This is a genomic window from Aeromonas sp. 604282 (assembly GCF_049170575.1).
GTDB lineage: Bacteria > Pseudomonadota > Gammaproteobacteria > Enterobacterales > Aeromonadaceae > Aeromonas > Aeromonas veronii_A.
Window position 1 is genome coordinate 139064 of record NZ_JAAKMV010000008.1, and the last position, 25270, is coordinate 164333.

A 25270-nucleotide genomic window follows, 5' to 3' on the forward strand; every position below is an offset into this window, starting at 1 on the left:
AATGAGATGGATTTCTGCCCACAATTTACAAGAATGGTCTAACACGCTAACTGCTCGTACAACGTTTCCTGGTTTGGTTGCAGACCTCATCACCGCGTCGGCTTCAAATATCACAGCGTTTCGCTTTCCTAACCGAGAGAAGGGACAAGTCCGGGGATTTGATGGCGTTCTCGATGCAACAGGGGCCCCCCCTTTCGTTCCAGACGGCCCTTCAATATGGGAGTTTGGTGTCACGAGCAATGTAGCAATTAAGGCTGAAAGTGATTTTAATAAACGAACCCAGGAAGTTGACCCGTTAGTCCGTGCGAATACAACGTTTGTCTTCGTGACGCCAAGGACATGGGATTTACCGAGCAAACAGATTCCTGTTTGGTTGAGTGAGAAACGAGCTCTTGGAGAATGGAAGGATGTACTGTGTTTTGATGGTGTTGCCCTAGAACATTGGCTGGATAGACATCCTGCAGTTGCATCACACTATGCAAGACATGAGATGGGGCTTGCGCCTGTCACTGGCGCCTATAGTGCAAGTGAGTTCTGGAACGAGTTCTCAACGCGTTTTTCACCAACTCTAACCGAAGAGGTGTTACTCGCTGGTCGCGAGGAACAGAGTGCTGAGCTCCTACGAAAATTGTCGGAAGGTGGCAGTCGGTTGGCATTTGCCGCTGACTCCGCCGATGAGGTGATTGCATTCGTGGTCGCCACAATCCGCAAAGCAACTCCAGAAGTACGGGCGTTTCTAGAGGCTCGTACTATGGTCGTTGATAGTACAGATGCAGCTCGACACCTAGTCTCTAGAAAAGATTTAATTTTTCTGCCAAGAGGTCAGGCGCGTACACTTGTTGGTGTGTTGTCTCAATCAGGCCCGACCGTAATAAGTGCGGGCGCTGATGAGCAACGCAGCCAGCATGATGTACTTGCTAGACCTACTAGCTCCCAATTATCTAAAGCCCTTGTTACGATGGGACTCGACGAGTCAGAAACCTATGAGCTGGCCCGCAGATGTGGGAGGAGCTTGGCTGTTCTTGCCCGTCAGATCCCTAGTGGAACAGCTCAACCTCCAGAATGGTTGGGAAAATCAGAGTCGTTGATTCCTGCTCTTTTGGCTGGTGCATGGAAACCATCCCGTGTAGCCGATACAGAGGTACTTAAAAGTTTAGGGGGAAAGGCCACTTACGAAGAGGTTGAAGCCCCACTACGAGGACTTACGAAACTCACTGATCCTCCAATAGATCGAGTTGACGATGTATGGGCCATGAGATCGTCTGTAGATGCATTCGTTCATCTTGGGCATCTGATTGGCGGAGAACATTTGGTTCGATTTGCCGAACAAGCTAGAGCTGTTTTTTCTCAAGTGATTACCCCTCCCAAGGCAGAAGATATTTTTCGTCTGTCCGCTTCTAAAGATGAGACACATAGTCAGTGGCTCCGTGAAGGGATGATGACTACGCTACTTCATATGGCTGCACTTCATGAGCAGGCTGAGTTTGTCGTGACAGGGTCTACTCCTCAGCGCTTTGTTGACGAAATTGTGCGCGGATTGCCGAATTTATCTACCGATCATCGTCTACTAGAAAGTCTGCAAGACCACCTCCCATTGCTTGCCGAGGCCGCACCTATCCCTTTCTTTGAGGCCCTTGAGAGTCTGCTTGAGGGCAATGCTGAAAAAATCAGACCTATTTTCTCTGAGAGTGACGACTTTTTTGTGCCAGCTAGCGCTCACACAGGAGTTTTGTGGGCCCTTGAGCTGCTTGCTTGGGATGAAAATCAGCTTCTTCGTGCGGCAACGTGTTTAGCTAAACTCGCAGCCATTGACCCCGGTGGCAAGCTGGCAAACCGTCCAATAAATAGTCTTCGTGATATTCTTCTCTCTTGGTCTCCACACACAAATGCAACGTACAAGCAGCGAATCGGGGTTTTGTCTCATATTGTTCAAGCTGAACCATCTATCGCATGGCCTTTACTTGAGAAGCTTCTGCCTAGTACTCACGATATTGTTAGTCCAACACAGAAGCCGAAGTTTGCCGAGGCGTCACCAGGAGGGAAAGAAACACTAACCTACGGCATCGTTTGGGCGACACAATCTGCTGTTGTTGAATTAGCGGTCGAGCATGCACAGTTAGTACCGGAGCGATGGAAGACTTTGATAGGTATCCTCCACGAGCTGCAACCGGCCAGCTTCGAGCACGTAGTGAATGCACTAGAAGGGTGTTTTAATACACAAAATGCCGAAGAGCGCTTCGATATTTGGGATATATTACGCAAAGAGGTCAATAGGCATCGCGCATTCAATAGTGCAGATTGGGCTCTAAAAGATGGACAGCTTGCTCGTCTGGATAACTTGGTTGTGCAGTATCAGCCAGATGACCCACTTCTGGTTATGACTTGGCTTTTCGACGACGGAATGCCTGATGTTATGGGTATAGTGAGAGATGACCCAATTGCCACGATCCAATCTGCACGGGTTGATGCTCTAAGAGAGCTCAAGGCAACCCAGGGTGTGTTGGGCTTAACCAATTTAGCTGCGAGGGTTAAGCAACCATTCCAAATCATCGAGCCACTTTCAAAACTTGAATTCGGAGAGGAAGAGTATCTTTCTTTCGTTAGACGCCTCCTTGCATTGGATGGAGAAGCAAGAGCTCTAGCTACTGCAGTCGTAGCCCAGGCATTTGCGACCTTTGGGCCTTCTTGGATAAGACGCATTGAGCATCTAAGGGGGGAAATTGACCTCTCTGCAGCTGAATTTGCTGAGCTTTTTTTGAGTCTCCCTAATGAAAGGCAAAGCTGGGATGTGGTGGCGAGCTTTGGTGCTGATGTGGACGATGCGTATTGGCGTCAAAAGAGAGCGTTTGGCTTTCGCGGAACCTTCGAAGAGATGGAGTATGCTGTTGATCGTTATCGTGCTTGTGGGCGTACTCTAGCTGCAATTGAAGCTACTCATCAGTTGTTGGGGAATGTAGCTTCCTCAACAATACTGGGCCTCCTTGAAGCGGCCATTACAGTAATCAATACGGATGTAAGTAGTTCCGGCGGTATGCTCACGTATTATGTAGAGCATATGTTTGAAGAGCTAAATAAACGGCCTGACGTTGCTCGTGAAGAGTTGGCCCGTATGGAGTTTGCATATTTACCATTGCTTATCAAACGAAATAAGCGCTTAACCTTACACAAGATGCTTGTTGAAAGCCCAGAGTTTTTTATTTCTGCCATCTGTACAGTGTTCAAACCGGCTAATGGTGACGCGCCAATAACGTCTGAGCAGGAACGGAAATTAGCTAATGCGGCATATAAACTTTTAAATAGTTTGGATATTCTTCCTGGCCAGGAAGGAGACAGGATCGATTTCGAGAAACTGAAAGCGTGGTTTGATGATGTGCGTCACCGAGCTATAGAGGTAGATCGCGTCACAGTAACTGACTCACGCATTGGACATATGCTAGCTCACGCGCCAATTGATCCTGAGGATCAAGTTTGGCCTCATAAAACAGTTCGCCAGCTCATTGAGCAGATCTCGTCTGATAAGATGGAGGGTGCGATTCGTATAGAGCGTGCCAATATGCGTGGTGTGTATACCAAAGCTATCGGTGAAGGCGGGAGGCAAGAGCGTGAACTTGCACAACAAGCAAGGGCCTGGGCTCTTGCGATACCTGATTACCCTCGAACTGCTAGCTTGCTTTATTCAATAGCGGATATGTGGCTTGAAGATGGTGTTCGAGCAGATACCAAGGCTGCGAAAGATGCGCTACGTTGGTAGCCCATTCTCGTACGGTGATCTCATAGGACTGTGAATGGGAGCTGATGCTCCCACCTTTCCCACTTTATTTGGCCTCTTCTACCACTTTCACCTTGGCCTGTTGTAGCCGTTCAAACTTGGCGTGTACCCGGTTTGGGTAGAGGTCGGTGTAGATCTGCCAGAGGATATTGATGTTTCTATGGCCGGTGACCTGGGCGACTTCATCTATGACGAAGCCAGCCTCAAACAGACGGCAGGCACCTTCGCGGCGGAGGTCGTGCCAGCGTAAGTCTTCAATACCAAGCTCTGTTCTGACTCGCTGAAAACCGGCAGTGACGCTCTTGCCGTTGTAGGGGAAGACACGAGCGTCGGTTCTGGGTTGACGCTTGAGGATCTCCCAAGCCTCACCCAGCAAAGGAACCAGCATATGGTTCCCTATCTTTTTTCTAGGGTCTTTACGGTCTTCAACCAGCACGGCCCGGTTTTTCTCATCTACGCCAGACCACTTGATCTTGCACACTTCGCTTATCCGCATGCAGCTCAGGATGGCGAAGTTGAGAAGGTCTGTGTAGGGGATCTTGGCCATGCCGTGACTCTGCCGTTTTTCCAGCCCCAGGATGATCCTTTCCAGTTCATTGCTTACTGGGCGGCGTGTGCGCTTCTGGGCTTTTCCCACCAGTTTCAGGTTGTTGAGGGTCTTGCGTGCTTCCAGGATTAGCTTGTTGTCGACCGGGATATTGAAGACGGGGTTGGCGGCTGCAAAAACAGAACCAAGGTAGCTGATGTCGTGAGCAATGGTGGCTGGAGACGCCCCCGCATCTCTTCTGGCTTGGCAGTGATCGACCAAGTCTTTGATGGTGAGCTCGTCGGCATTGAGCTTGGCGATATCGCAATCGGCAACTAGGTCGAGGCAATAAGCCTTGGTTCTGCCTATGGTTGGGCTGATGGCTGGGTGGGTACGGTAGAGCGAAATGAGTTCGCGGATGGTGGGGGTGGGTTGTACCTGTCCTGGCAAACCATCCCTCTCGATCATCGCAACCATCTGCATTCCCCAGCTCTTGGCGTCGGACTGTCTGCCAAAGGTTCGGGATTCTCGGTATACTACCTCTTCGCCTTTATGTTCCCTGACGGTACAGCGATAGCGTAACTCGCCTTTGCTGGTCTTACGTTTTTCTATTGTGTAGCCGGCCATAGATACCTCGTGGAGTACACCTGCCCCATGAAATGGTGGGGCAGATATGGGGCAGGTTCAATCAACAAATGTCTGGAAACACCCGCAAATGACTCAGAAACAAATCAGTGAAAACCCCGTTAAATCAGGCTCTGAGGCCATATCTGGCAAGCCTGCCCACCGCCAGACATTCTCGATTGCCCCCATGCTGGACTGGACTGATCGGCATTGCCGTTACTTTCATCGACTGATGAGTCGCCAGACCTTGCTTTATACCGAAATGGTGACCACCGGCGCCATCATCCATGGCAAGGGGGATTATCTGGGTTACAGCGAGCAGGAGCACCCCATTTCCCTGCAGCTGGGGGGCAGCAATCCGGCCGATCTGGCGCGCTGTGCCAAGCTGGCCGAGGAGCGCGGCTATGACGAGGTGAACATCAACGTCGGCTGCCCCTCCGATCGGGTGCAAAACGGCCGCTTTGGTGCCTGCCTGATGGGTGAACCGGCGCTGGTGGCGGACTGCGTCAAGGCGATGCGCGATGTGGTCGATATTCCGGTGACGGTGAAGACCCGTATCGGTATCGACGATCAGGACTCTTACGAGTTTTTGCAGGCCTTTATCGAACAGGTGCGCGATGCCGGTTGCGACACCTTTATCGTCCATGCCCGCAAGGCGTGGCTGAGTGGCCTGAGCCCCAAGGAGAACCGCGAGATCCCGCCCCTCGATTATCCTCGGGTCTATCGGGTCAAGCAGGATTACCCGGAGCTCACCATCGCCCTCAACGGCGGCGTCACCTCCATGGAGCAGACTCTGGAGCACCTGCAACACGTCGATGGCGTCATGATGGGGCGTGAAGCCTATCAGAACCCCTACATTCTGGCGCAGGTGGACAATCTGGTGTTCGGTCAGAACAACGCTGTGCCGAGCCGCCACGAGGTGGTGCGGATGATGCTGCCCTATATCGAGCAGGAGCTGGCCAAGGGCAACTATCTCTCCCACATGACCCGCCATATGCTGGGGCTGTTCCAGAACATGCAGGGGGCTCGCGCCTGGCGCCGTCACCTGAGTGAGAACGCCTGCAAACCGGGGGCGGATATTCAGGTGGTGCTGGATGCCATGGCCAAGGTGCCGGAGTTTGCCGCCAGCGAGACGGCCGAATAAGCCAGTTGTGCCAAGGCAAGAGCAGCAAAAAAGCGCGTCAGTTGACGCGCTTTTTTGATCGCTGTCGCTTCAATATCTGAACTGGTTGATCAGTCGCGAGAGATCCTGCAGCCGCTCTACCAGCAGGGTGATGCCATCGAGGGCCTGCCTGCTGTTGTCGGCGGTGTGGCTGGCAAGTTGGTGGATCTGGTGTACCCCTTCATCGAGCGTCGCCGTCACGTCGGCCTGCTGACTCACCGCCTGGGCGATCTCGTCGCTGGTGCGGGTTACCTGCCCCAACATTTGGTTTATCTGGGTGAGCACGTCGGCGGTGGTGCCCGCGTGCTGCTGGCAGCGCACCGAGGTCTGCGCCCCTTGCGTCATCCCGTCCGACAGCTGTCGTGTAGTCTGTTGCAGCGCCTGGATCATCTCGTGGATCTCGCTGGTCGAGGAACGGGTCTTCTGGGCCAGCGCCCTCACTTCATCCGCCACCACGGCAAAACCGCGCCCCTGTTCGCCCGCCCGGGCGGCCTCGATGGCCGCATTGAGGGCGAGCAGGTTGGTCTGGTCGGCGATTTGACTGATCACCTCCAAAATGCCGCTGATCTTCTGGCTGTCGCTGGTGAGCTGGGCCAGCACGGCGTGGTTGGCATCCAGCTCCTGATGGAGTTGGTTGACGGCAGAACGGGTGGTCGCCAATGCTTGCAGCCCCTCGTCGGAGACCTGCTGTACCTCTATAACCAGATTGCTCGCTTCATGGGCACTGTGGGCCACATCCCGAATGGAGTGGCTCAGCTCGGTGATGGCGGTCGCCAGCTGCTCGCTGTGGGCGCGCTGCTGCTGCAGGTGGGTATCGATGGTCTGGATATTGCCTCGGTCATCTTCGGCTGCCTGCAGGATCTGCTGGTTGGTGTCGGCGCTGCGCCCGACCACGGCCTTGAGCTCGGCCTGCTTCATCCGCAGGGCCAGTTCGACGGCCGCCAGAGTGTCGCGCCGTCGGGTGTAGAGCACCTGACAGAGGCGGGTTCCCTTGTCTTGATCGGCAAGGGTGAGCAGATGAGCCAGCCGTTGCTGCAATCGCCAGCCGTGGGTTGCCTGTGCCAACAGCAACAAGGCGGTGGGCAGCAGCCATAACAGGTTGCCGGTAGCAAAGGTAGCAAGGGTGGTGAACAAGGCAGAAGCGGAGAGCCAGAGGGACAGCCGACCCGGTTCAATGTGACACCGGCTCAGCCAGGGGAGCGCCTTGCCGCTGCGCAGCAGGCCATAGAGCTGCTCGGCCCAGGCCACATCGCTGGCGGCGGGTTTGGTGCGCACCGACTGGAACTCGACGATCTCCTTCTGCGCATTGAGGATCGGGGTGACGTAAGCGTTTACCCAATAGAACTGACCGCTTTTGGCGCGGTTCTTGACCAGCCCCATCCAGCTTTTGCCCTGTCGCAGCCGCTGCCACATGTCGGCGAAGGCCGCTTTGGGCATGTCGGGGTGTCGCACCAGATTGTGGGGCACCCCTTCCATTTCGGCCGCACCGTACCCGGCCACATCACAGAAGTGCTGGTTGGCATAGGTAATATGACTGGCGGGATCCGTGGTCGAGATGAGTGCGATGTTGTCGGGGAAGTGTATCTCCCCCTCCTGATGGAGTCTGGTCATGTGTCGTTCCTGAAAAAGCCAAATAACTGATAACTATGTTTTTTATTGTCGTTCTCAGTTAATCATTCTAAGGCTCTTCAGTGACCCGAACTTGGCTTGGGTCAATTAATCAACACAATGAATTGATGAAGTGAGGGTCAGCTGGCCGGTGTGAAATCGTGAACTTCACCCTTTCTTGGGGCGAGGCGAGGATCATCATCTTTGTACTCATGTACAAGCTGCATGGTTTTGCAGAAGCTGGCTTGTTTGTCGTACTCCTGACGAGCCAACTCGATGGCCCGCTCGGCCCGGCGCCGTTCCATCTTGTCAGACTTGCGATCGCTGAACTGTTGCTGCTGATGCAGCATCCAGCCGACAAACTCTTGCTGGCATTGGGATTCGCTATTGGCCTGCGCAGGCAGGGTCCACAACAACGAGAGCAGTATCAAATAACGCATGTCTGACTGGGTATTGAAGATTAATTGAACAGAAGGGGCGGCATTTTAGGCTGGAAATCGAGGTGTGAACAGTATCAATAGCGAGGCCCTGCGGGGCCTCGCATCGTTGTGGCCGGAGTCAGTGTTTGACGAGGTAGAGCTGGCGGCTGTAGGCCACATCTTCCGGGTTGTTGATGGGGTAGCCTTTGAGCCATGGCTTGATGAGTCGGGCATTGGTGTACTGGTAGATGGGGGCTATAGGGGCCTGATCCAGCAGGATCGCCTCCGCCTCGCCAAACAGCTTGCTGCGGCTGGCGGCATCCTGAGTGCTGGCCGCCTCTGCCAGTAGCTGGTCATAACGGGCATTGGCAAAGCCAGCCATATTGCCGCTGTGGCGGGAGCCCCACAGGCCGAGGAACGCTGACGGGTCGTTGTAATCGGCGACCCAGGAGGAGCGGATCACCTCGAACTGACCGCTCTGGCGGCTGTCGAGATAGGTTTTCCACTCCTGATTGGTCAGCTCGACCTTGGCGCCCAGCTTCTGCTTCCACATGCTGGCGATGGCCAGCGCCATCTTCTTGTGAATTTCCGCGGTGTTGTAGAGCAGGGTCAGCTTGAGCGGCTTGTCCGGGCCGTAACCGGCCTCCTTGAGCAGGGCCTTGGCCTTGCTGTCCAGCGCCGGTTGGCTGCTGGTGGAGAGCAGGTTGGCGGCCGGGGTAAAGCTGGCGGTCACATCCGGAGTGAAGTGATAAGCCGGTTTCTCGCCGGTGCCGAGCACTTTGTCGGCGATCAGGGCGCGGTCGATGGTGTAGGAGAGCGCCTTGCGCACCCGCACATCGTTCAGTGGTGCCTGACGGGTATTGAAGGCGTAGTAGTAGGTGCCGAGCTGATCCGGGGTGTAGACCTCATTCGGGATCTGCTGCTTCAGCTTGTCGTACTGCTCCTTGGGGAAGGATTCGGTGATATGCAGATCGCCCGCCAGATAGCGGTTGGTGGCCGCGCTCTCCTGATTGATAGGCATGAAGATCACCTTGGTCAATACGGTATGGGCCCGATCCCAGTAATAAGGGTTGGGGGTCAGCTCCAGCTTCTCGTTGACCACCCGGTTGTTCAGCACAAAGGCACCGTTGCCCACCAGTTTGCCGGGTTGGGTCCACAGGTTGCCGTACTGCTCGATGCTGGCTTGATGGAGCGGCGACAGGCTGGGGTGGCTCAGCAGGTTCAGGAAGTAGGGCACCGGCTGGGAGAGGGTCACCTGCAGGGTGTGGTCATCGAGGGCCTTGACCCCCAGCCCGCTGGCAGGCAATTTGCCAGCCATGATCTCGTCCACCTTGTCGAAGCGGGCAAGTTGGGCAAACCAGGCGAAAGTGGCCGCCTCTTTCGGGTCGACCAGCTTGCGCCAACCGTAGACGAAGTCGCCGGCCTTGACCGGATCGCCGTTGGACCAGCGCGCATCCGGGCGCAGATGGAAGGTAAAGAACTGGTTGCCCTTGTTCTCCCAGCTGGCCGCCACCCCGGCAACCGGTTTGCCATCCGGCCCCTGAGTCAGCAGCCCCTCGAACAGATCCCGCAGTACCTGCAACTCCGGCAGGCCGACCAGCTTGAGCGGACTCAGGCTCGCAGGTTCATCCTTGAGGTGGCGAACGACAATCTGCTCGGCGGCGAGTTGTGTTCCGGCGGGAATATCGGCAGCCTGGACAGCAGCACAGCCCAGCAGGGCCAGCAAGGGGCTCCATCCTTTCATGGGTCGGATCCTTCAAATAGTGTGAAGCGGAGAGAAAACTCGGCGAGAAAATATCGCCGACAGATGGGAAATCATGATATCCCGTTTGCTGGTCTGACCGCCAGCATTCGACTCTCACTCCCCATCGGGGTAGAAGAGCGTTCCCGGCGTCTGTGCAGTTCAATGTGGTGAGGAGTGTCAAACGATGAAAGCATGGTTATTGCTGGCCGGTGTGCTGAGCCAGGGGGCCTGGGCGTTGGCCCCGTGCCAGAGCGACACGGCGGTGGGCAACTGGTGCGAGATCGGCATCGATGCCTTGCACCCGACTCAGGGGGGCGTCGGCCAGATCCAGGTCGATGAGACCCAGGCCACATTGGCGGGCATGAGCGCAAAGCAGCTCGACAAGTTGATGAAAAAGAAAGAGATCCCCGTGGTCATTGCGCCGGATGGCAGCTACTGGCTGGTGGACCGCCACCATCTCACCAAGGCGTTGTGGCAGCAGGGCGTCAAGGATGCCCGGGTCAAGGTGATTGGCCGTCTGCAGGACAAAGCCAACTTCTGGAGCCAGATGCAGAACAACCACTGGGCCTGGCTCAAGGATGAGAAGGGGCAGCCGCTGACCCCGGAGCAGTTGCCGACCAGCATCGACAAGCTGCCTGATTACCCCTATCGCACCCTCGCCGGACTGTTGCAGGATTCGGGCTACTTTCGCAAGGATAAACAGGTCTATTTCGTCGAGTTTGCCTGGGCCAGCTGGCTCGGCAAGCAGATGCAGTGGATGCCGGTAGATAGCACCAATCTGGCGGCACGGCTGCAACAGGCCAAACGGCTCGCCTGCGGCAGCGATGCCAGTGACTTGCCCGGTTATCCTGGCAAGCAGTGCAGTCTCAACCAGTCCAAAAGCGCGCAGTGAGCGGATGCGCGATACGGCATCCAGAGCTGCCGAGGATAAAAGAGGGCGCCCCTTGTGTCGCCCTCTTTCTGTCTGGAGGTGAGTATTGCGCATGATGGTTTTGGCAAGGTCGCCAGAGGTATGAGAGATCTTGCACTAACCCTCTGGTTGATATTTATTCTCAATTAGCCATGATAATACTCCCACCATGACGGATTCGGGAGAGCGAGATGACACCGCAAAGTTGGCAACGATACATGCTGGAGGCGGAGCGTGCCTGGCAGGCCGGTTCGCTGGGGGCGGCGATCTGTTTTTATCAGCAGGCGCTGGGGGATGTTTACGAGATGACCCAGGTCGAGTTGACCGAACTGGCCACCATGCGGGTCGCCACCTGTCACCGGCTGGCCGACTTCTGGCGGGCGATGGATGAGCCGACTTACGAGCTGCGCTACCTGAAGCTTGCCTCCGAGCTGGTGACGGCGTTGGTGCCACAATGCCCCAACCGGGAGTGTGAGGCACTGATCAGCGAGCTGGGTTGCTGTCGCGGCGCTCTGCTCGCCTTTCTCAAGCGCCACCCCAATCCGGAAATTGCCCGGCTGATCCAGCTGCAGGACAAGGTACAGGGCTGCGAGCTGATCGGCCGTTTTCGCCTCAACTAACTGGCGTTGAGCGGCAGCTCAGCCCCGCCGTTTGAGTTTCTGGGCGATGCGCTGTTGCGCCTCTTCCCCTTGCAGTGCCTGGGCGAAGGCGCGCGCCTCTAGATCGATGACGAAGTGCACCGCCTGTTTAAGCTCCTGTTTCAGCAGCGCCTTGCTCTTTTGCAGCGCTCTGGGCGGTTTGGCTGCCAGCTTCAGCCCCTGCTCGCGGGCAAAGGAGAACACTCCTTCGGCCGCTACCACCTTGTTGGCCAGCCCTAATCGCAGCGCCTCTTCGGTATCAATCGCCTCGGCCAGCAGCAACAGCTCGGCCGCCTTGAGGTGACCCACTAAGCGCGGCAGCAGCAGGCTGGAGGCGAACTCCGGCACCAGCCCCAGCTCGACGAAAGGAAGCTGCAAGCGGGCGTTATCCGCCAGATAGACCAGATCGCAATGCAGCAGAATGGTGGTGCCAATCCCCACCGCCGGGCCTGCAACAGCGGCGATCACGGGTTTGGGGAAATCGGCCAGAGTGTGGAGGAACTGCAGGATGGGGTCGTCGGGCTCCAGCGAGCTCTTGCCCATAAAGTCGGCCAGATCATTGCCCGCGGTAAAGCAATCTTGCTGCCCCTGCAACAGCAGGACATGCACCTCCTCATCAGCTGCCGCCTCTCGCAGCGCGGCCACCAGTTGCTTATAGAGCTCGGTATTGAGGGCGTTGCGCTTGTCGGGGCGGTTGAGGGTCAGGGTGAGCAAGCCATCCTGCTGCTCGGCAATGAGAATGGGGGCCATGTCTAAATCCTTGTTATTGAAAGGTGCATAAAAGGTTTCTGCTGGGGTAACCTTGGGGCCGTTTAACAACATCATAAAAGGATTTCAACCATGTTTAAACGTGCGTTTTATTCTCTGCTGCTGGTTGGCATGGCGGCGCCGGCGCTGGCCAAGGTCGAGGCCGTCGATGGCTATGTGCGCCTGTTGCCGCCGGGCACTCCCAACACCGCCGCCTTCATGGTGCTCAAAAATGACGCCGACCAGTCGGTCAAGCTGGTGGCGGCGGCTTCTGCTGCCGCCGGGCGTGCCGAGTTGCACACGCACCTGCACGAAAATGGTGTGATGAAGATGCGTCAGGTCGAGAGTATCGAGATCCCTGCCAAGGGCGAAGCGGTGCTGAAACCGGGCAGCCTGCACATCATGCTGTTCGAGGTGGGCACGCTCTCCGAACAGACCCCTTTCCCGCTCACTCTCACCATGGACGATGGTCAGAAGCTTGATCTGTCACTGCCAGTGAAGCCGATTGAGCCGATGGCAGAGATGAAGCATATGAAGCACTGACATTTGTCGTCGTTTGTTCAGGATTGACGCTGGGTATTTTGGCTGCACCGAGTAAAATAGTGCTCTTTTCCATGTATGCAAGAGGAAGTGACGTAATGAAAAAGACGCTGATTGCCGGTTTTGTGCTGGCTCTGTGCAGCCAGAGTGCCATGGCCGCTGACGACTGGCGTTTTGCCGCCGGTGCTGACGTATGGGCCGCCAAGGGCAGTGGTCAGGCTTATGGCCATAGCGCCGATGGCAGCTATGACGACAGCTACAACTGGAACGGCTATCTGCAACTGGAGCACGGCATCATCCTCCTGCCGAACGCCAAGTTTGAAGTCTCTGATTTCAGCACCTCCGGTGGCAACTTCAAGAACGACCTGACCGCCTACGATCTGAGCCTCTACTACCGTCTGTTCAACAACGATTTGTTCAAGATCGATCTGGGTATGACCGGTCGTCACTACGATGGCGAGCAGGTTTACTCCGGTCGCAAGGGTTATGACGAAGATACTCTGATGGCCTATGCCGGCAGCGAAGTGAAGATCCCGGGCACCGGCATCGCCTTTTTCGGTGATCTGCGCACCCACGATGCAGACAACTATGACTACCGTCTGGGTGGTTCCTACAAGTTTTCTTCCATGCCGATCAAGCTGCGTGCCGGTTGGCGTGAAGCCAAGATCGACTTCGACAGCGTTGACCAGCGTATCGATGGCTGGTTCATGGGTGGTGAGTTCACTTTCTAATCTGAGCGTCAGCTGATGACGAGGAGCAATAATGGGTCACATCATAGTGACAGGTGCCGGTTCTGGTCTCGGCCGGGCCCTGACCATCGGACTGGTTGAGCGGGGTCATCAGGTCTCCATGATGGGGCGCCGTTATCAGCGACTGCAGGAGCAGGAACAACTGCTCGGCAGCGCGGTGATCGGCATCGCAGCCGATCTGGCGCACCATGAAGAGGTCGATGTCGCCTTCGCCGCGGCGGTGGAGTGGGGCGGCCTGCCCGACATGGTGATCCACTGCGCCGGGGTGGGCGAGTTTGGCCCGGTCGGTGTTTACACCGCCGAGCAGATCCGCCGGGTGGTGGAGAGCAATCTCATCTCCACCATTCTGGTGGCCCAGCAGACGGTACGGCTTATCGGTGACAAGGGCGGGGTACTGGCCAATGTGCTCTCCTCCGCCGCTCAGGTGGGCAAAGCCAACGAGAGCCTCTACTGCGCCTCCAAATGGGGGATGCGTGGCTTTCTGGAGTCGTTGCGCGCCGAGCTGAAAGGCTCACCGCTGCGGCTGGTCAACCTCTACCCGAGCGGGATCCGCAGCGAATTCTGGGACAACTCGGATCACGTGGACCCGAGTGGCTTCATGACTCCGGAAGATGCGGCGGCCTATATGCTCGACGCACTGGAAGCCAGAAGCAGCTGCCACGTGACCGACCTCTTTATCGGTCGCAATCCCTGAGGCGAAGCCCACCATCCGGTTGCCGTCGTCAGCACACAAAAACAAAAAGCGCGCCAAATGGCGCGCTTTCTTATATCGGGAAGAGGGCGGAATTAACGGCCCAGCTTGGCCTTGAGCATGGCGATGATGTCGCTGATGGCCACTTCTTGCTTCTCGCCAGTGCGGCGGCACTTGTACTCCACCACGCCGTTGTCCAGACCGCGATCGCCGATGACGATGGCGTGCGGGATGCCCAGCAGTTCCATGTCGGCGAACATCACGCCCGGGCGCTCTTTACGGTCGTCGAACAGCACGTCCACACCGGCCGCTTTCAGCTCGGCGTAGAACTGCTGTGCCTGCTCGGCCACGCGCTCGGATTTGTGCATGTTCATCGGCACGATGGCCACTTCGAACGGAGCGATGGCGTCCGGCCAGATGATGCCGTACTGGTCGTTGTTCTGCTCGATGGCCGCAGCCACCAGACGGGAAACCCCGATACCGTAGCAGCCCATCTCCATGGTGACGGACTTGCCAGCTTCGTTCAGCACGCTCGCCTTCATCGCTTCGGAGTACTTGGTGCCCAGCTGGAAGATGTGGCCCACTTCGATACCGCGCTTGAGCAGCAGCTTGCCCTGGCCGCACGGGCTCGGGTCGCCTTCTACTACGTTGCGCAGGTCGGCAACTTCGTAAGCGGTGATGTCGCGATCCCAGTTGGCGCCGGTCAGGTGGAAGCCGGTCTCGTTGGCGCCGCAGACGAAGTCCGCCAGATGGGCAGCGCTGCGATCGACGATGATGCGACCGGCAAAGCCGACCGGGCCGATGGAACCTGCATCGCAACCGGCGGCAGCTTTGATCTGCTCGTCGTTGGCGAAGGTCAGCGGGTTGGCCACGCCAGCCAGTTTCTCGGCCTTGATTTCGTTCAGCTCGTGGTCGCCACGCAGTACCAGCGCGATGACGGCCTGCTTGCCGTGCTCATCTTCCTCTGCCAGTACCAGCAGGGTCTTGGCAATGGCGGTCGGTGCCACGTTCAGGAAAGCGGCCACTTCGTCGATGGTGTGGACGTTCGGGGTGGCAACCTTAGTCAGGGTTGCGGTGGCAGCAGCGCGCTCACCAGCCGGTGCCAGGGCTTCGGCCATCTCGATGTTGGCGGCGTAATCGGAGCTATCGGAGAAGGCGATCAAGTCTTCACCGCTCTCTGCCAGCACCTGGAATTCGTGGGAACCGGTACCACCGATGGAGCCGGTATCGGCCTGCACCGGACGGAAGTTCAGACCCATGCGGGTGAACGCCTTGCAGTAGGCAGCGTGCATCTTCTCGTAGGTATCTACCAGAGATTCCTTGTCGATGTGGAAGGAGTAGGCATCCTTCATCAGGAATTCGCGGCCACGCATCACGCCGAAACGGGGGCGCACTTCGTCGCGGAATTTGGTCTGGATCTGGTAGAGGTTGAGCGGCAGCTGTTTGTAGCTGTTCACTTCGTAACGCACCAGCGCAGTGATCACCTCTTCGTGGGTCGGGCCCAGTACGAAGGGGCGGTTGTGGCGGTCGGTCAGACGGCACAGCTCGGGACCGTAGTCATCCCAGCGGCCGGACTCCTGCCACAGCTCGGCGGGTTGTACCACCGGCATGGAGACTTCGACGGCACCAGCATTGTTCATCTCTTCGCGAACAATGTTCTCGATTTTCTTCAGTACCCGCAGACCGGTTGGCAACCAGGCATACATGCCGGAGGCCAGTTTACGGATCATCCCGGCGCGCAGCATCAGCTGGTGGCTGACAACTTCAGCGTCGGAGGGGGTTTCCTTGAGAGTGGAAAGCAGATATTGGCTGGTACGCATCGCGGTAGACCTTAGCTAGAACGGGCGCGGGGCCCAGGATAATTTCAAGGGCGGAATTTTAACAGGCTGGGCGTTATGGCCCAAGGGCTAAATTTGCCGCAACCCGAAAGGTGGCCACGCCCGGCAGATGGTCAGGGCAATGACCATTGCAACAAGCAGGCTTTTTATGCCTGCAATTTGGCCGGATCTCCGCTAAACTCTGCCACCTTTTCTCGATGGGCATGGCTTTGCCGCGTTCATCACCCCCCATTTTTAGTACTTTTGGAGCCGCTCATGCCGTTAGTGGGACATCAACACCAGATCGAGATCCTGGAACTGACCGACAAAGGAGATGGCAAAGGACGCCTGTTCGATCGCCCCCTGTTTGTCGAAGGTCTGCTGCCCGGTGAGCAGGCGCTGGTGGAGCTGACCGAGGTCAAGCCGAACTATCTGCACGGCAAGGTTGCCGAGCTGCTCCAGCCCTCCGCCGATCGGGTTGCCGATTTCTGCCCCAACACCGAGTGCGGTGGCTGTCAGGTGCGCCCGCTGGCCTATCCGGCCCAGCTCAAGCTCAAGCAGGCACTGGTGCAGAGCGCACTGGAACAGGTCGGGCTGGGTGACACCCCGGTCAAGGATATCCTTGGCATGGAGAGCCCGTTCGCCTATCGCAACAAGGCGCAATATGCGGTGCGTGGCTGTGACGCCGGTGCCGAGATCGGTTTTTATCGCAAGCATTCCCACGATCTCATCACCGCCGATGACTGTGCGGTGCAGGATCCGCTGCATGTGGAGCTGAACGCCCGGGTGCGCAACTGGATGCGCGCGCATGACATCGCCGCCTATGACGAAGTGAACCACAGAGGCTGTGTGCGCAACCTGATGACCCGCAAGGGCTTCAAGAGCGGCGAGCTGATGGTGGTGCTGGTGACGCTGGGCGAGGAGCTGCCGTTCGAAGCCGAGCTGCTGGCAGCCCTGAGCGATCTGCCGGTCACTACCCTGGTGCAGAACATCAACGATGAGCGCACCAACCGCATTCTGGGCGCCACCAACCGGGTGCTGCTCGGCGAAGGGGTGATCCGCGACAAGATCCACGAACTCGAGTTCGAGATCTCGCCGCTATCCTTCTTCCAGAACAACCCGACCCAGACCGATGTGCTCTACTCCAGCGCCCTCGAGTATGCCGAGCTGACCGGTAACGAGACTGTGTTCGACATCTATTGCGGTATCGGCACCATCTCCCTGTTCCTGGCTGGCAAGGCCGCCAAGGTCGTCGGGATCGAGTCGGTGGAGAGCGCCATCAGCGATGCCCGCCGCAACGCTGCCCTCAACGGCATCGAGCACACCGAATTCCACGTCGGCAAGGCCGAGCAGCTGATGCCCGAGCTGCACGCTCAGGGCGTGACCGCTGAAGTGGTGGTAATGGATCCGCCCCGCAAAGGCTGTGACAAGGCCGTATTGCAGACCCTGGTCGCTATGGCGCCCCGTCGTCTGGTCTATGTCTCCTGCAACCCGCAGACCCTGGCCCGCGATCTTGCCTGGCTGGTCAAGCAGGGCTTCGTGCTGGACGAGGTGCAGCCGGTCGATATGTTCCCGCACTCCATGCATGTGGAAGCGGTTGCCCGCCTGAGCCTGCCTGCCAAGGCATAAGTCGCCCCCGACTCTTGCCCATAAAAAACGACGCCAGCTGGCGTCGTTTTTTTATCTCTGCAATCGGCGGATGGGCGATTAGCTGGCGCTCTGGCGCACCTCGGCGGCGATCTGGTCGAGCAGCTGTTGCCAGCCCTGACCCAGTTCGTTCACCAGTGCGTTGTAGCCATCGGCTGGCAGCCCCCGCTCCTGACGGAAGGGGGCATCGCGCAACACGGTGCCATCTTCCGCCAGCAGGCGCCAGCGGCCGCTCAGTACGGCGCTGCCGTCATGACGGCCCTGAAAGCGCTCCACCAGAATGGTCAGCACCGGCCCCTTGCGGGCGCCATCCTGCCGCACCACCCAGCCCGGCAGGCGGCTGGAGAGGCCATTGAGGGTGAGCTGGTTGAGCTGATCGTCCAGCGCACCGGCCCAGCGATGGTACTCGGTGAAGTGCAGCTCTTGCCCTTCCAGCTGATAGACCAGACTGATCCGGTCGAGCTGGCTGGCCAGCGCCACCGGGCGCAGCACCAGCTGGTGCTGCGGTTGGGCCGGGGCCGTCACGGGTTGCTGACTGTCGGCATCGAGCGAGTAGTAGTGCAGGCTTGGCTGGCTGCTGCAACCCGCCAGCAGGCCCAGCAGAGCCAGCGTCAGGATCTCTTTTTTCATTGTTTGCCTCGCTTGGGCTCAGGGTCTGATGGATGCGCGCGATCGAAGATCAGCGAGCTGGGCTGCTCGTTGAGGGAGTGCACCAGCGGCTGCAGTTCGCGCATCAACTGATTGAGAGTCTGCACCGACTGACGCAGATCCTGATTGGTCTGCGACTGGGCGTCATAGGCCTGCAGGGTCTCCTGCAACTGTTTGAGGCTCTCGTTCAGCGAGGCTGGCAATTGCTGGGTCGCCTCCTTGCCGGTCAGCTTGTCCAGATTGGCACTGAGGGCGCTGATGTTTTTCAGGGTGCCATCCAGGGTGGAGAGGGAGCTGTTGACCTTGGTCAGGGTAGTCGCCATGTCCATGTCGACAAACTTGTCGAGGATGAGGTTCACCTTGCGCTCGATCTGATCCAGCCCACCCTGCACGGTGGGAAAGACCTGATAACCGGCCAGCTTGACCTGATCAAAGCGGGGAGCTGTTGGGTAGAAGTTGAGATCGATGATCTTGCCACCGGTCAGCAGACTCGAGGTCTTGAGGCTGGCACGCAATCCCTCCTTGAACTGCTTGCTGAATAGGGCGCGCCACTGATCCTTCTCCGCCTTGGCATAGCGGTGGGAGAGACGCTGCACTTCGATGCGGGCCAGCACCGGGATCTGTCGGTTCTGGAAGATGCGAACCCCTTTCTCCTCGACCATGTAGGGGGCCGAGATGACGGTGCCGACCCGTATACCGCGGTACTGCACCGCCGCGCCCGGGTGAAGGCCCGCCACGTTGTCGTCGAACAGGAAGACGTAGTCGATGAACTGATCCAGGCTACCGGCCAGTACGCTAGCCTCATCCTGGAACAGGGTAAACTCGTCGTGCTGCTTGACCGGCTCACCCGGAGACCAGCCGGCAGGCAGGCCCATGGTGATACCGCCGTCGACCAGGCTTTCCAGCGAGTCCATCTTCACTTTCATCCCCTCGCTGCTCATGGAGACCTCGAAGCCCGGGGTCAGCCAGAAGCGGGAGTTGCTGCTCACCAGAATGTCGTAAGGGGCGTTGATGAAGATCTGATACTGCATCTCGCTCTTCTCGGGCAGGAACTTCGCCTCTTCCACCTGACCTATAGTAAAGCCCTGATAGTTGATGGGAGAGCCTTCCCCGAGAGCTCGGGCGTCGCGGCTGGTGAGGGAGAGCCGTAGCCCTTTGGCATCCAGCGAGGCGAGGGGCGGTTTGTCCAGCATGACGTATTCGTCCCGCGCCCGACCTTTCTTGCCCGGGGCAAGCTCGATATAAGCGCCTGAGAGCAACGTGCTGAGGCCGGAGACCCCTTCACGGCCCACTCTGGGCTTGACTACCCAGAACTGGCTGTCATCGCGCAGCATGCCGGAGGCCGCATTAGTCAGCCGTCCTTTCAGCACTGCATGGCTGTAGTCATCGCTCAGCTCGACGGCCTCGATGCGGCCGACATCCACCTCGCGTGAACGGATCACCGTCTTGCCTGCGACTATGCCCTCGGCGGTGGCGACCGTGAGGGTGAAGCTGGGGCCTTGCGAATACCAGTGCTGGAACAGCATCCAGAGACCGATGAAGAGCGCCAGCAGCGGCACCATCCAGATTGCGGCGGCGGAGCTCAGAAAGTCAGAGCCCGGTTTCCACCTTGTTTTACGCTCACTCACGTTCGCGTTCTCCTTGTTGTAAATCCCAGATCAGGCGCGAGTCGAAGCTCATGGCGGCAACCATGGTGATCAGCACGACACCAGCAAATGCGACGGCCGCAGGGCCGGGGTAGATGGTCATCAGGTTGTCGAGCCGGATCAGGCCCGCAAGGATGGCCACCACGAAGACATCGATCATCGACCAGCGTCCGACAAATTCGGTCATGCGATAGAGTTTGAGTTTACCGAGCGGCGACTCGGCATGGCCGCGTTGTACCATGTAGCAGAGCCAGAACAGCGCCACGATTTTTACCAGCGGCACTACCACGCTGGCGAAAAAGATCACTGCTGCGATGGGATAGGATCCCATGGCCCAGAGCAGCACTACGCCGCCGAGGATGGTGGAGGGGCTGTCATCACCGAGAAACACCGTATCCATGATGGGATAGACGTTGGCCGGAATGTAGAGAATGGCGGAGGTGAACAGCAGCGCCCAGGTACGGTTCAGGCCGCCCGGCTTGCGGGCGTGCAGGTGACTACCGCAGCGGGAACAGCTGTGGGTGCCAGCCTCGCTCAGGGCGCCGCAAATATGGCAGCCCACCAGACCGGATTCCAGCGCCCCGGCTTCGGGGTCTATCTCCCGTGGCTCGGTGGGACCGAACAGCCGCTGCCAGAGCCACATCTGATCAAGCGAGGAGATCATCTTGATGAGCAGCACCGTGTAGCCGACGAAGGCCCAGAACGACAAGCCCATATGGATGTCGGCCATCCCCATCAGTTTGACCAGCGAGATAAGTACCCCCACCAGAAAGACATCCACCATCAGCCAGGGTTTGATCCGGCAGAGCAGGCGGCCGAGAGAGCGCAGGGCATTGTTGTGCAAATCCTTGTCGATACGCCACAGCACCAGCATGATGGAGCCCATGTAGACCAGCGGTAGGCCGATCAGGGTGATACTGAGTACGGCGCCGAGAAACAGGTAGCCCTCGTCTACTAGGGTCGAGATGCACTGGATAAAGGTCATCTCCTGGCCTATCCCCTTTGCCGAGAAGGACATGAAGGTAAAGGAGTTGGAGAGTACGAACATGATGAGCGCCGCAAACCCGTAGGAGATGGGACGCAACTCCTGCTGCGGCAGATGACGGCTCAGGGTGTGACCACAGCGAGGACAACTGCTTGCCTGTCCCACCTCGAGCGGCGTGGCCGGGATCAGCAGATCACACTCTTCGCAGGCGGTGGCATCATGAACATAGCTGGCGTGGTGTTGGTGTGAAGCCGAATGCAAGATAAAACCCCAGATTTGGCTCGCAAGAGAACCGGAAGCGGCGATTATCGCAGTTGTCCCGGTCTGCGACCAGTCCTGCGGTGGCGTGATTATTGGCGGGAGTGAGAATGACTTTGACAAGGCTGTGCCCATTTAGCACAATCAAACGCCACTTTTTTCCGCGGGACAATAATTTATGACAACTGAATCCCCAAGCTACTCCACGATTGAGCAAGCCTTCTCCCTCGGGAATGGGCAAGATTCTGCCCTCAACTGGTTGCGCAAGAACCGCAGTCAGGTCGCCATTTTTCTGGTGAGCGGCATCAAGCTGGAAGGCACTATCAGCGGTTTTGATCAGTACAGTGTGCTGTTGACCGATGCACACGGCAACCAGCAACTGGTCTACAAAGCCAAGATCTCTACCATCGCCATGCACACCGGCCGTCCGCAAGTGAACATCCAGCGTGCCCGCAAGCCACGTGTCTCTATGGCGCCGCGCCCCCATGGTGCGCCGGGCCGCTATGATGACAATCAGGGCGGTGGCAACAACGAGTAATCGTTCTTTCCGACCCTCTGCGCCGACGTGTCCAGCGTCAGCGACTGACGGAGCTGGCTCTCATTCTCAACCCTGTCCCGTATGAGATCCAGCTCCGGTTATCGCCCCTTGTTGGGCGATATTCTTCTGCACTACATCGCTATGCCGATCGGTTTACCTGCTTTGACCATGCAGGTCTGCATACCCGCTGCTTCTCCGGCCTGTACCCCGATACCGGTATCTTCAAACACCAGACAGCCTGATGGCTCGACCCCCAGCTTGCTGGCGACCAGCAGGAAGGTGTCCGGATTGGGCTTGTGTAGCTCCACATCGTCGGCCGTGACCACCACCTTAAAGTAGCGATCCAGCCCGGTATTGCGCAGCACCGCTTCGGCGTTGATGCGAGGAGAACCTGTACCGATCCCCATCGGAATGACACCTTGATAGCGTTCGACCAGTGTCTGCATGGCGGGAAACACGGTCGCCTTGTGCAGGTTGGCCACATAGTGGGCAGTCTTGCAGCGGTTCACTTCGAGCGGGTCGAGGGGGATCTGCTGCTCCTGTGTCACCAGCAGGGCGATCTTGCGGCTCGGCATACCGCCCAGTTCATAGAACCAGTCGGCATCGAAGCGAAAACCAAATTCACGGGCGGTGTGTTCCCAGGCGGCGAGATGCAGCGGCATGGAGTCGACCAGGGTGCCATCCAGGTCAAAGATCAGGCCTTGGAATCCGGAAAGTGTCATGGTGCGGGTCAGTCTCTGAAAAAAGGGAGCCCATTCTAGCCAGAGCCTCCCCGGCCTGCCATCACCTAGCTGGTGAGAAACGCTTGCCCCCACATTTGCGCCTGAAAATAGACGGGGGTGAGCCTGGTCGGGTCGAGCTGGTATTTCGGTGCCAGCTGCTCCAGCAGAGCCCAGTTGCCCTGTTCATAGGTCCTGACCAGCTGGAACAGGTGGAACAGCGGCCCTTCGTGCCGCTCGATGGCTCGCTTTACGTTGTTGGGCAGGTGGGCCTTCAGCGACTCTGATAGCAGGGAACCATCGAGTACCAGCCCTACCAGAAAAGCCCAGCTTGCTTCGCGTTTGTCGAGGGCGGTGAGGGCGATAAGTTCGCAGAAGCGGCCGCGAGCGATGGCCATTCGGGTAGAGGCCTCCGGCATATGCTGGCTCACCCGGGCCAGGCCGTTGATCAGCACAAACTTGCGGATCTCCTGCTCTCCCAGATAGGAGAGGGCGCGGGAAACCGAGGTGATGGGGGCTGCATGATCGAAGCCGGGCGCGTTGACATAGGTGAGTAGCTGGCCCGGGAGCAAGGCATCCTGCTCCAGCAGGCGAGCCACCTGGGCAAAGGAGAACTCCTCGTGGCAGATAAGTTGAAGGATCTGCTGCACAAGTGCCATGTCGGGCTGGGTGGCACGTTGATTGACCAGCTCGGGGCGGGCGAGAAAACCACCGGCAAAGAAGTCGACTCCGGCCTCTCGCAGCGGGAGAAAATCTTCCCAGGTTTCGATATCGAGGGCCATCCGCTTGTGTTCGGTGGGCTGGCAGATCCCCTCTTCCCCCATCCAGAATACCAGCAGACGGCTGGCACCGAGCCAGCGTGGCTCACGACTGACCCCATGTACAGCAAGCCGGCGTCGACTGTCTCGCCATTGTTCCAACACCGGAAAGGAGGCGGGCAGCCGTTCGCTGGAAGCCTCTACCAGCGGGATCGCATCCTGATCAAACAGCAGGGGGCGCTGTTCATCGAGCTGCTCGTGGGTGAAAGGCACCAGATATTGGCGCCCTTGTGCCAGCAGGCGGCAATGTTGCGCCAGTGAAGGCCATTCGGCCGGTGAGCTGAGCTGATAGTCGATGCCGTAGGCCACCAGAGCCAGGCGACGATTGAAGATGGGGTAGCGACGCAACAGCATGGGTTCACCGATAGGCCAGAGTGCGGGCCCTCCCTTGTGACTTGGCGTGGTAGAGCGCCTGGTCAGCCTGTTCAGTCAGGGTCTGCCATGCTCCGTCCAGGGAGGGAACCAGATAGCTAAAGCCTATGCTAACCGTAATGAAATCAGCAACCCGCGAGGCGGGATGGGGCAGTTTTAATTGCGCCAGTCCGGCATGGATCCTCTCGGCCAGTTGCTCGGCTTCACCGGGTTGTGGGGCGCAAAGCAGGATGACGAACTCTTCTCCGCCATAACGAGCCACCAGATTGGTAGAGCGTCGCTCGGCCTCCCGCAGTACGCGGGCTACCTGCTGCAGGCACTCATCCCCCTTGGTATGACCGAAGTGATCGTTATAGGCCTTGAAGTCGTCGACATCGATCATCAATACCGCCAGCGGATTCTGGGTGCGCCGTGCCCACTCCCACTCCCGTTGCATGGTGATGTCCCACTGGCGCCGGTTGGCGATACCAGTCAGAGGATCTTCCAGCGAGAGCAGGGAGAGGCGTTGATTGGCCTCTTCCAGCGCCCTATTGGTTTCGGCCAGTTGTATCGTGCGTTCGGCGACCCGGGCTTCCAGCTGGCGGTTGAGCTGCTCCAGCTGCTCCTGAGTGCGCTGGCGGATCAACAACTGTGACAGGATGGCGGCGTACTGTTTGAAGATCTCGCTCTGATAGGCTTTGAGCGGGCGGTGCCACAGCAGGTTGTCGGCGGCGATCCAGCCGATGGGGATGGCGCCATCCCAGAGCGATACCATGGCGTTCCAGCCCTGTCCCACCTGCTGTTTCTCGTAGTAGAGAGGGGTATCTTCCAGCACCAGCACGTAATCCTTGCGCTTGAGCGCCTCCTGCACCGTGGGGTGATCCGGGATAGGACTGACAAAGTCGTGTTCGTCTACCAGCTCTCCCTCTTCACTGGTGCCCCAGGTGCCGCGCATGGTTTTGCCATCGGGTTCGATCAGGAAGATGGCGACCCGATCGAACTGCAGCTCCTTGCGGGCCAGCAGCACGGCGTCCCGCAGCAGATCGTTCTCGCTGCGACAGCGGGAGAGGGTGACGCTGACCATGTGCAGCGCCTGCAACATTGTGAGGAAGGAGCCCTGCAGTGCCTGACTCTGTACCAGATCGGTCTGGGTATGGAGCCGCTGGTCCCGCTCCTGATTGACCTGGCTGGAGAGCAGGTGATTGCTGAGCTCGGCAGTCAGATAGTGAATAAGGAGCTGGATGCCCTGGCGCTGGTGGGAGGAGAGGCGGTCTATGCGGCGGCGGGTCTCCAGATAGATGACCCCTTCCAGTTTCATGTGACGTTTGAGAGGGAAACAGGCGCGTAGCTGTGGCTGGGCGGGCTCCACATTTTCGCCAGGATCTGGCGGTGGCTGGAGCTGCTCGATCACCAGTTGTCCCTTGTCCATTGCCTTGTCGATCAGGTGGTGGGGTAGTGTTAGCTGTTCTAGCTGGGCTAGATCCAGTTCGATCACGCCCTGATCCAGCTGAAAACTGTAGAGCTGTGCTTCAGGAGCTCTCAGCCAGAGGTAAAGGCGTTCTGCATCGGTCTTTTCACGGATGGTGGCGAGGCTCACTTCGCATAACTGAGCGAAGTTGGTGAAGTGTTCCGGGTCCCATTCCTGCATACCAGTATCCCTTGGATTGTACCCAAGCGAGTATAAACATATTTCTCTTTGATTAATATGTCAGAAAG

Annotated in this window: 21 protein-coding genes; 9 read left to right on the forward strand and 12 right to left on the reverse strand. The window is 58.0% G+C overall.

Annotated features, from left to right (window positions below; translation table 11 throughout):
- Position 1: 1 nt before the first annotated feature.
- Positions 2–3751 carry a hypothetical protein gene (locus G5367_RS11700; RefSeq protein WP_421294368.1) on the forward strand — a complete coding sequence of 1250 codons (3750 nt, stop codon included), beginning with the start codon at positions 2–4 and terminating at the stop codon, positions 3749–3751.
- A gap of 64 nt (positions 3752–3815) precedes the next feature.
- Here the strand turns inward: G5367_RS11700 and G5367_RS11705 are convergent, their stop codons facing one another.
- Positions 3816–4778 (reverse strand): site-specific integrase, encoded by a 963-nt coding sequence (locus G5367_RS11705; RefSeq protein WP_421294370.1) that lies wholly within the window; start codon positions 4776–4778, stop codon positions 3816–3818.
- A gap of 232 nt (positions 4779–5010) precedes the next feature.
- Here G5367_RS11705 and dusA point away from each other — a divergent pair, with 232 nt between their 5' ends.
- Positions 5011–6063, forward strand: coding sequence for a tRNA dihydrouridine(20/20a) synthase DusA (gene dusA / locus G5367_RS11710; protein ID WP_167571279.1), 1053 nt, complete (start codon positions 5011–5013; stop codon positions 6061–6063).
- A 69-nt stretch (positions 6064–6132) separates the two neighbouring features.
- On the opposite strand, the gene G5367_RS11715 is transcribed toward dusA, so the two are convergent.
- From G5367_RS11715 to G5367_RS11725, 3 genes are all read right to left on the reverse strand, one after another.
- Positions 6133–7692: a methyl-accepting chemotaxis protein gene (locus G5367_RS11715; protein ID WP_421244387.1), complete on the reverse strand. Its 1560-nt coding sequence runs from the start codon at positions 7690–7692 to the stop codon at positions 6133–6135.
- 137 nt (positions 7693–7829) lie between these two features.
- Positions 7830–8129 carry a hypothetical protein gene (locus tag G5367_RS11720; protein WP_013723462.1) on the reverse strand — a complete coding sequence of 100 codons (300 nt, stop codon included), beginning with the start codon at positions 8127–8129 and terminating at the stop codon, positions 7830–7832.
- A gap of 118 nt (positions 8130–8247) precedes the next feature.
- Positions 8248–9852, reverse strand: a complete 1605-nt coding sequence (locus tag G5367_RS11725; protein WP_421244386.1) for a peptide ABC transporter substrate-binding protein — start codon at positions 9850–9852, stop codon at positions 8248–8250.
- Between the two features lie 184 nt (positions 9853–10036).
- Between G5367_RS11725 and G5367_RS11730 the strand changes: the two genes are divergently transcribed.
- Complete coding sequence (locus G5367_RS11730; RefSeq protein WP_421213483.1) at positions 10037–10744, forward strand: ParB-like protein; 708 nt, start codon at positions 10037–10039, stop codon at positions 10742–10744.
- Between the two features lie 209 nt (positions 10745–10953).
- The gene (locus G5367_RS11735; protein ID WP_005335785.1) at positions 10954–11382 is read left to right on the forward strand and encodes a DUF2753 family protein; all 429 of its coding nucleotides are present in this window, start codon (positions 10954–10956) and stop codon (positions 11380–11382) included.
- Between the two features lie 18 nt (positions 11383–11400).
- Here the strand turns inward: G5367_RS11735 and G5367_RS11740 are convergent, their stop codons facing one another.
- Entirely contained in the window at positions 11401–12150 is a 750-nt protein-coding gene (locus G5367_RS11740; RefSeq protein WP_421244385.1) for an enoyl-CoA hydratase-related protein, read from the reverse strand.
- 90 nt (positions 12151–12240) lie between these two features.
- On the opposite strand from G5367_RS11740, the gene G5367_RS11745 reads away from it, so the two are divergent.
- The 3 genes from G5367_RS11745 to G5367_RS11755 all read left to right on the forward strand — a co-directional run bounded on the left by G5367_RS11745 (position 12241) and on the right by G5367_RS11755 (position 14130).
- Complete coding sequence (locus G5367_RS11745; protein WP_005343188.1) at positions 12241–12690, forward strand: copper chaperone PCu(A)C; 450 nt, start codon at positions 12241–12243, stop codon at positions 12688–12690.
- Between the two features lie 95 nt (positions 12691–12785).
- Entirely contained in the window at positions 12786–13418 is a 633-nt protein-coding gene (locus G5367_RS11750; RefSeq protein WP_216979502.1) for a TIGR04219 family outer membrane beta-barrel protein, read from the forward strand.
- A gap of 31 nt (positions 13419–13449) precedes the next feature.
- Positions 13450–14130, forward strand: a complete 681-nt coding sequence (locus tag G5367_RS11755) for an SDR family oxidoreductase (RefSeq protein ID WP_157162400.1) — start codon at positions 13450–13452, stop codon at positions 14128–14130.
- A 92-nt stretch (positions 14131–14222) separates the two neighbouring features.
- Here G5367_RS11755 and G5367_RS11760 read toward each other — a convergent pair whose 3' ends face one another.
- Positions 14223–15947 carry a proline--tRNA ligase gene (locus G5367_RS11760; RefSeq protein WP_421213478.1) on the reverse strand — a complete coding sequence of 575 codons (1725 nt, stop codon included), beginning with the start codon at positions 15945–15947 and terminating at the stop codon, positions 14223–14225.
- 273 nt (positions 15948–16220) lie between these two features.
- On the opposite strand from G5367_RS11760, the gene rlmD reads away from it, so the two are divergent.
- Positions 16221–17573 (forward strand): 23S rRNA (uracil(1939)-C(5))-methyltransferase RlmD, encoded by a 1353-nt coding sequence (gene rlmD, locus G5367_RS11765; protein WP_421294374.1) that lies wholly within the window; start codon positions 16221–16223, stop codon positions 17571–17573.
- Positions 17574–17651: 78 nt separating this feature from the next.
- Here rlmD and G5367_RS11770 read toward each other — a convergent pair whose 3' ends face one another.
- Genes G5367_RS11770 through G5367_RS11780 form a run of 3 tightly spaced genes read right to left on the reverse strand, consistent with a single transcriptional unit; the run spans position 17652 to position 21131 of the window.
- Positions 17652–18221 (reverse strand): PqiC family protein, encoded by a 570-nt coding sequence (locus G5367_RS11770; RefSeq protein ID WP_421244384.1) that lies wholly within the window; start codon positions 18219–18221, stop codon positions 17652–17654.
- Complete coding sequence (gene pqiB, locus G5367_RS11775; protein WP_005343196.1) at positions 18218–19867, reverse strand: intermembrane transport protein PqiB; 1650 nt, start codon at positions 19865–19867, stop codon at positions 18218–18220. The genes G5367_RS11770 and pqiB overlap by 4 nt, the downstream gene beginning before the upstream one ends.
- Positions 19860–21131 carry a PqiA/YebS family transporter subunit gene (locus tag G5367_RS11780; RefSeq protein WP_288727194.1) on the reverse strand — a complete coding sequence of 424 codons (1272 nt, stop codon included), beginning with the start codon at positions 21129–21131 and terminating at the stop codon, positions 19860–19862. Before G5367_RS11780 ends, pqiB begins: the two co-directional genes overlap by 8 nt.
- Before the next feature lie 175 nt (positions 21132–21306).
- Between G5367_RS11780 and hfq the strand changes: the two genes are divergently transcribed.
- A complete protein-coding gene (gene hfq / locus G5367_RS11785) occupies positions 21307–21666 on the forward strand; it encodes an RNA chaperone Hfq (protein WP_005335772.1) in 360 nt (119 codons plus the stop codon).
- A gap of 131 nt (positions 21667–21797) precedes the next feature.
- Here the strand turns inward: hfq and G5367_RS11790 are convergent, their stop codons facing one another.
- The 3 genes from G5367_RS11790 to G5367_RS11800 all read right to left on the reverse strand — a co-directional run bounded on the left by G5367_RS11790 (position 21798) and on the right by G5367_RS11800 (position 25202).
- Positions 21798–22388: an HAD family hydrolase gene (locus tag G5367_RS11790; RefSeq protein WP_421244383.1), complete on the reverse strand. Its 591-nt coding sequence runs from the start codon at positions 22386–22388 to the stop codon at positions 21798–21800.
- Positions 22389–22453: 65 nt separating this feature from the next.
- A complete protein-coding gene (locus G5367_RS11795; RefSeq protein ID WP_421244382.1) occupies positions 22454–23557 on the reverse strand; it encodes an EAL and HDOD domain-containing protein in 1104 nt (367 codons plus the stop codon).
- Positions 23558–23561: 4 nt separating this feature from the next.
- Positions 23562–25202, reverse strand: a complete 1641-nt coding sequence (locus tag G5367_RS11800) for a diguanylate cyclase domain-containing protein (protein WP_421244381.1) — start codon at positions 25200–25202, stop codon at positions 23562–23564.
- Positions 25203–25270 lie beyond the last annotated feature (68 nt).

Excerpts from the sequence above, each read along its gene's own strand:
- G5367_RS11700 (WP_421294368.1), top strand. The coding sequence starts at position 2 with ATGAGATGGATTTCTGCCCACAATTTACAAGAATGGTCTAACACGCTA.
- G5367_RS11705 (WP_421294370.1), bottom strand. The coding sequence starts at position 4,778 with ATGCAGATGGTTGCGATGATCGAGAGGGATGGTTTGCCAGGACAGGTA.
- dusA (WP_167571279.1), top strand. The coding sequence starts at position 5,011 with ATGACTCAGAAACAAATCAGTGAAAACCCCGTTAAATCAGGCTCTGAG.
- G5367_RS11715 (WP_421244387.1), bottom strand. The coding sequence starts at position 7,692 with ATGACCAGACTCCATCAGGAGGGGGAGATACACTTCCCCGACAACATC.
- G5367_RS11720 (WP_013723462.1), bottom strand. The coding sequence starts at position 8,129 with ATGCGTTATTTGATACTGCTCTCGTTGTTGTGGACCCTGCCTGCGCAG.
- G5367_RS11725 (WP_421244386.1), bottom strand. The coding sequence starts at position 9,852 with ATGAAAGGATGGAGCCCCTTGCTGGCCCTGCTGGGCTGTGCTGCTGTC.
- G5367_RS11730 (WP_421213483.1), top strand. The coding sequence starts at position 10,037 with ATGAAAGCATGGTTATTGCTGGCCGGTGTGCTGAGCCAGGGGGCCTGG.
- G5367_RS11735 (WP_005335785.1), top strand. The coding sequence starts at position 10,954 with ATGACACCGCAAAGTTGGCAACGATACATGCTGGAGGCGGAGCGTGCC.
- G5367_RS11740 (WP_421244385.1), bottom strand. The coding sequence starts at position 12,150 with ATGGCCCCCATTCTCATTGCCGAGCAGCAGGATGGCTTGCTCACCCTG.
- G5367_RS11745 (WP_005343188.1), top strand. The coding sequence starts at position 12,241 with ATGTTTAAACGTGCGTTTTATTCTCTGCTGCTGGTTGGCATGGCGGCG.
- G5367_RS11750 (WP_216979502.1), top strand. The coding sequence starts at position 12,786 with ATGAAAAAGACGCTGATTGCCGGTTTTGTGCTGGCTCTGTGCAGCCAG.
- G5367_RS11755 (WP_157162400.1), top strand. The coding sequence starts at position 13,450 with ATGGGTCACATCATAGTGACAGGTGCCGGTTCTGGTCTCGGCCGGGCC.
- G5367_RS11760 (WP_421213478.1), bottom strand. The coding sequence starts at position 15,947 with ATGCGTACCAGCCAATATCTGCTTTCCACTCTCAAGGAAACCCCCTCC.
- rlmD (WP_421294374.1), top strand. The coding sequence starts at position 16,221 with ATGCCGTTAGTGGGACATCAACACCAGATCGAGATCCTGGAACTGACC.
- G5367_RS11770 (WP_421244384.1), bottom strand. The coding sequence starts at position 18,221 with ATGAAAAAAGAGATCCTGACGCTGGCTCTGCTGGGCCTGCTGGCGGGT.
- hfq (WP_005335772.1), top strand. The coding sequence starts at position 21,307 with ATGACAACTGAATCCCCAAGCTACTCCACGATTGAGCAAGCCTTCTCC.
- G5367_RS11790 (WP_421244383.1), bottom strand. The coding sequence starts at position 22,388 with ATGACACTTTCCGGATTCCAAGGCCTGATCTTTGACCTGGATGGCACC.
- G5367_RS11795 (WP_421244382.1), bottom strand. The coding sequence starts at position 23,557 with ATGCTGTTGCGTCGCTACCCCATCTTCAATCGTCGCCTGGCTCTGGTG.
- G5367_RS11800 (WP_421244381.1), bottom strand. The coding sequence starts at position 25,202 with ATGCAGGAATGGGACCCGGAACACTTCACCAACTTCGCTCAGTTATGC.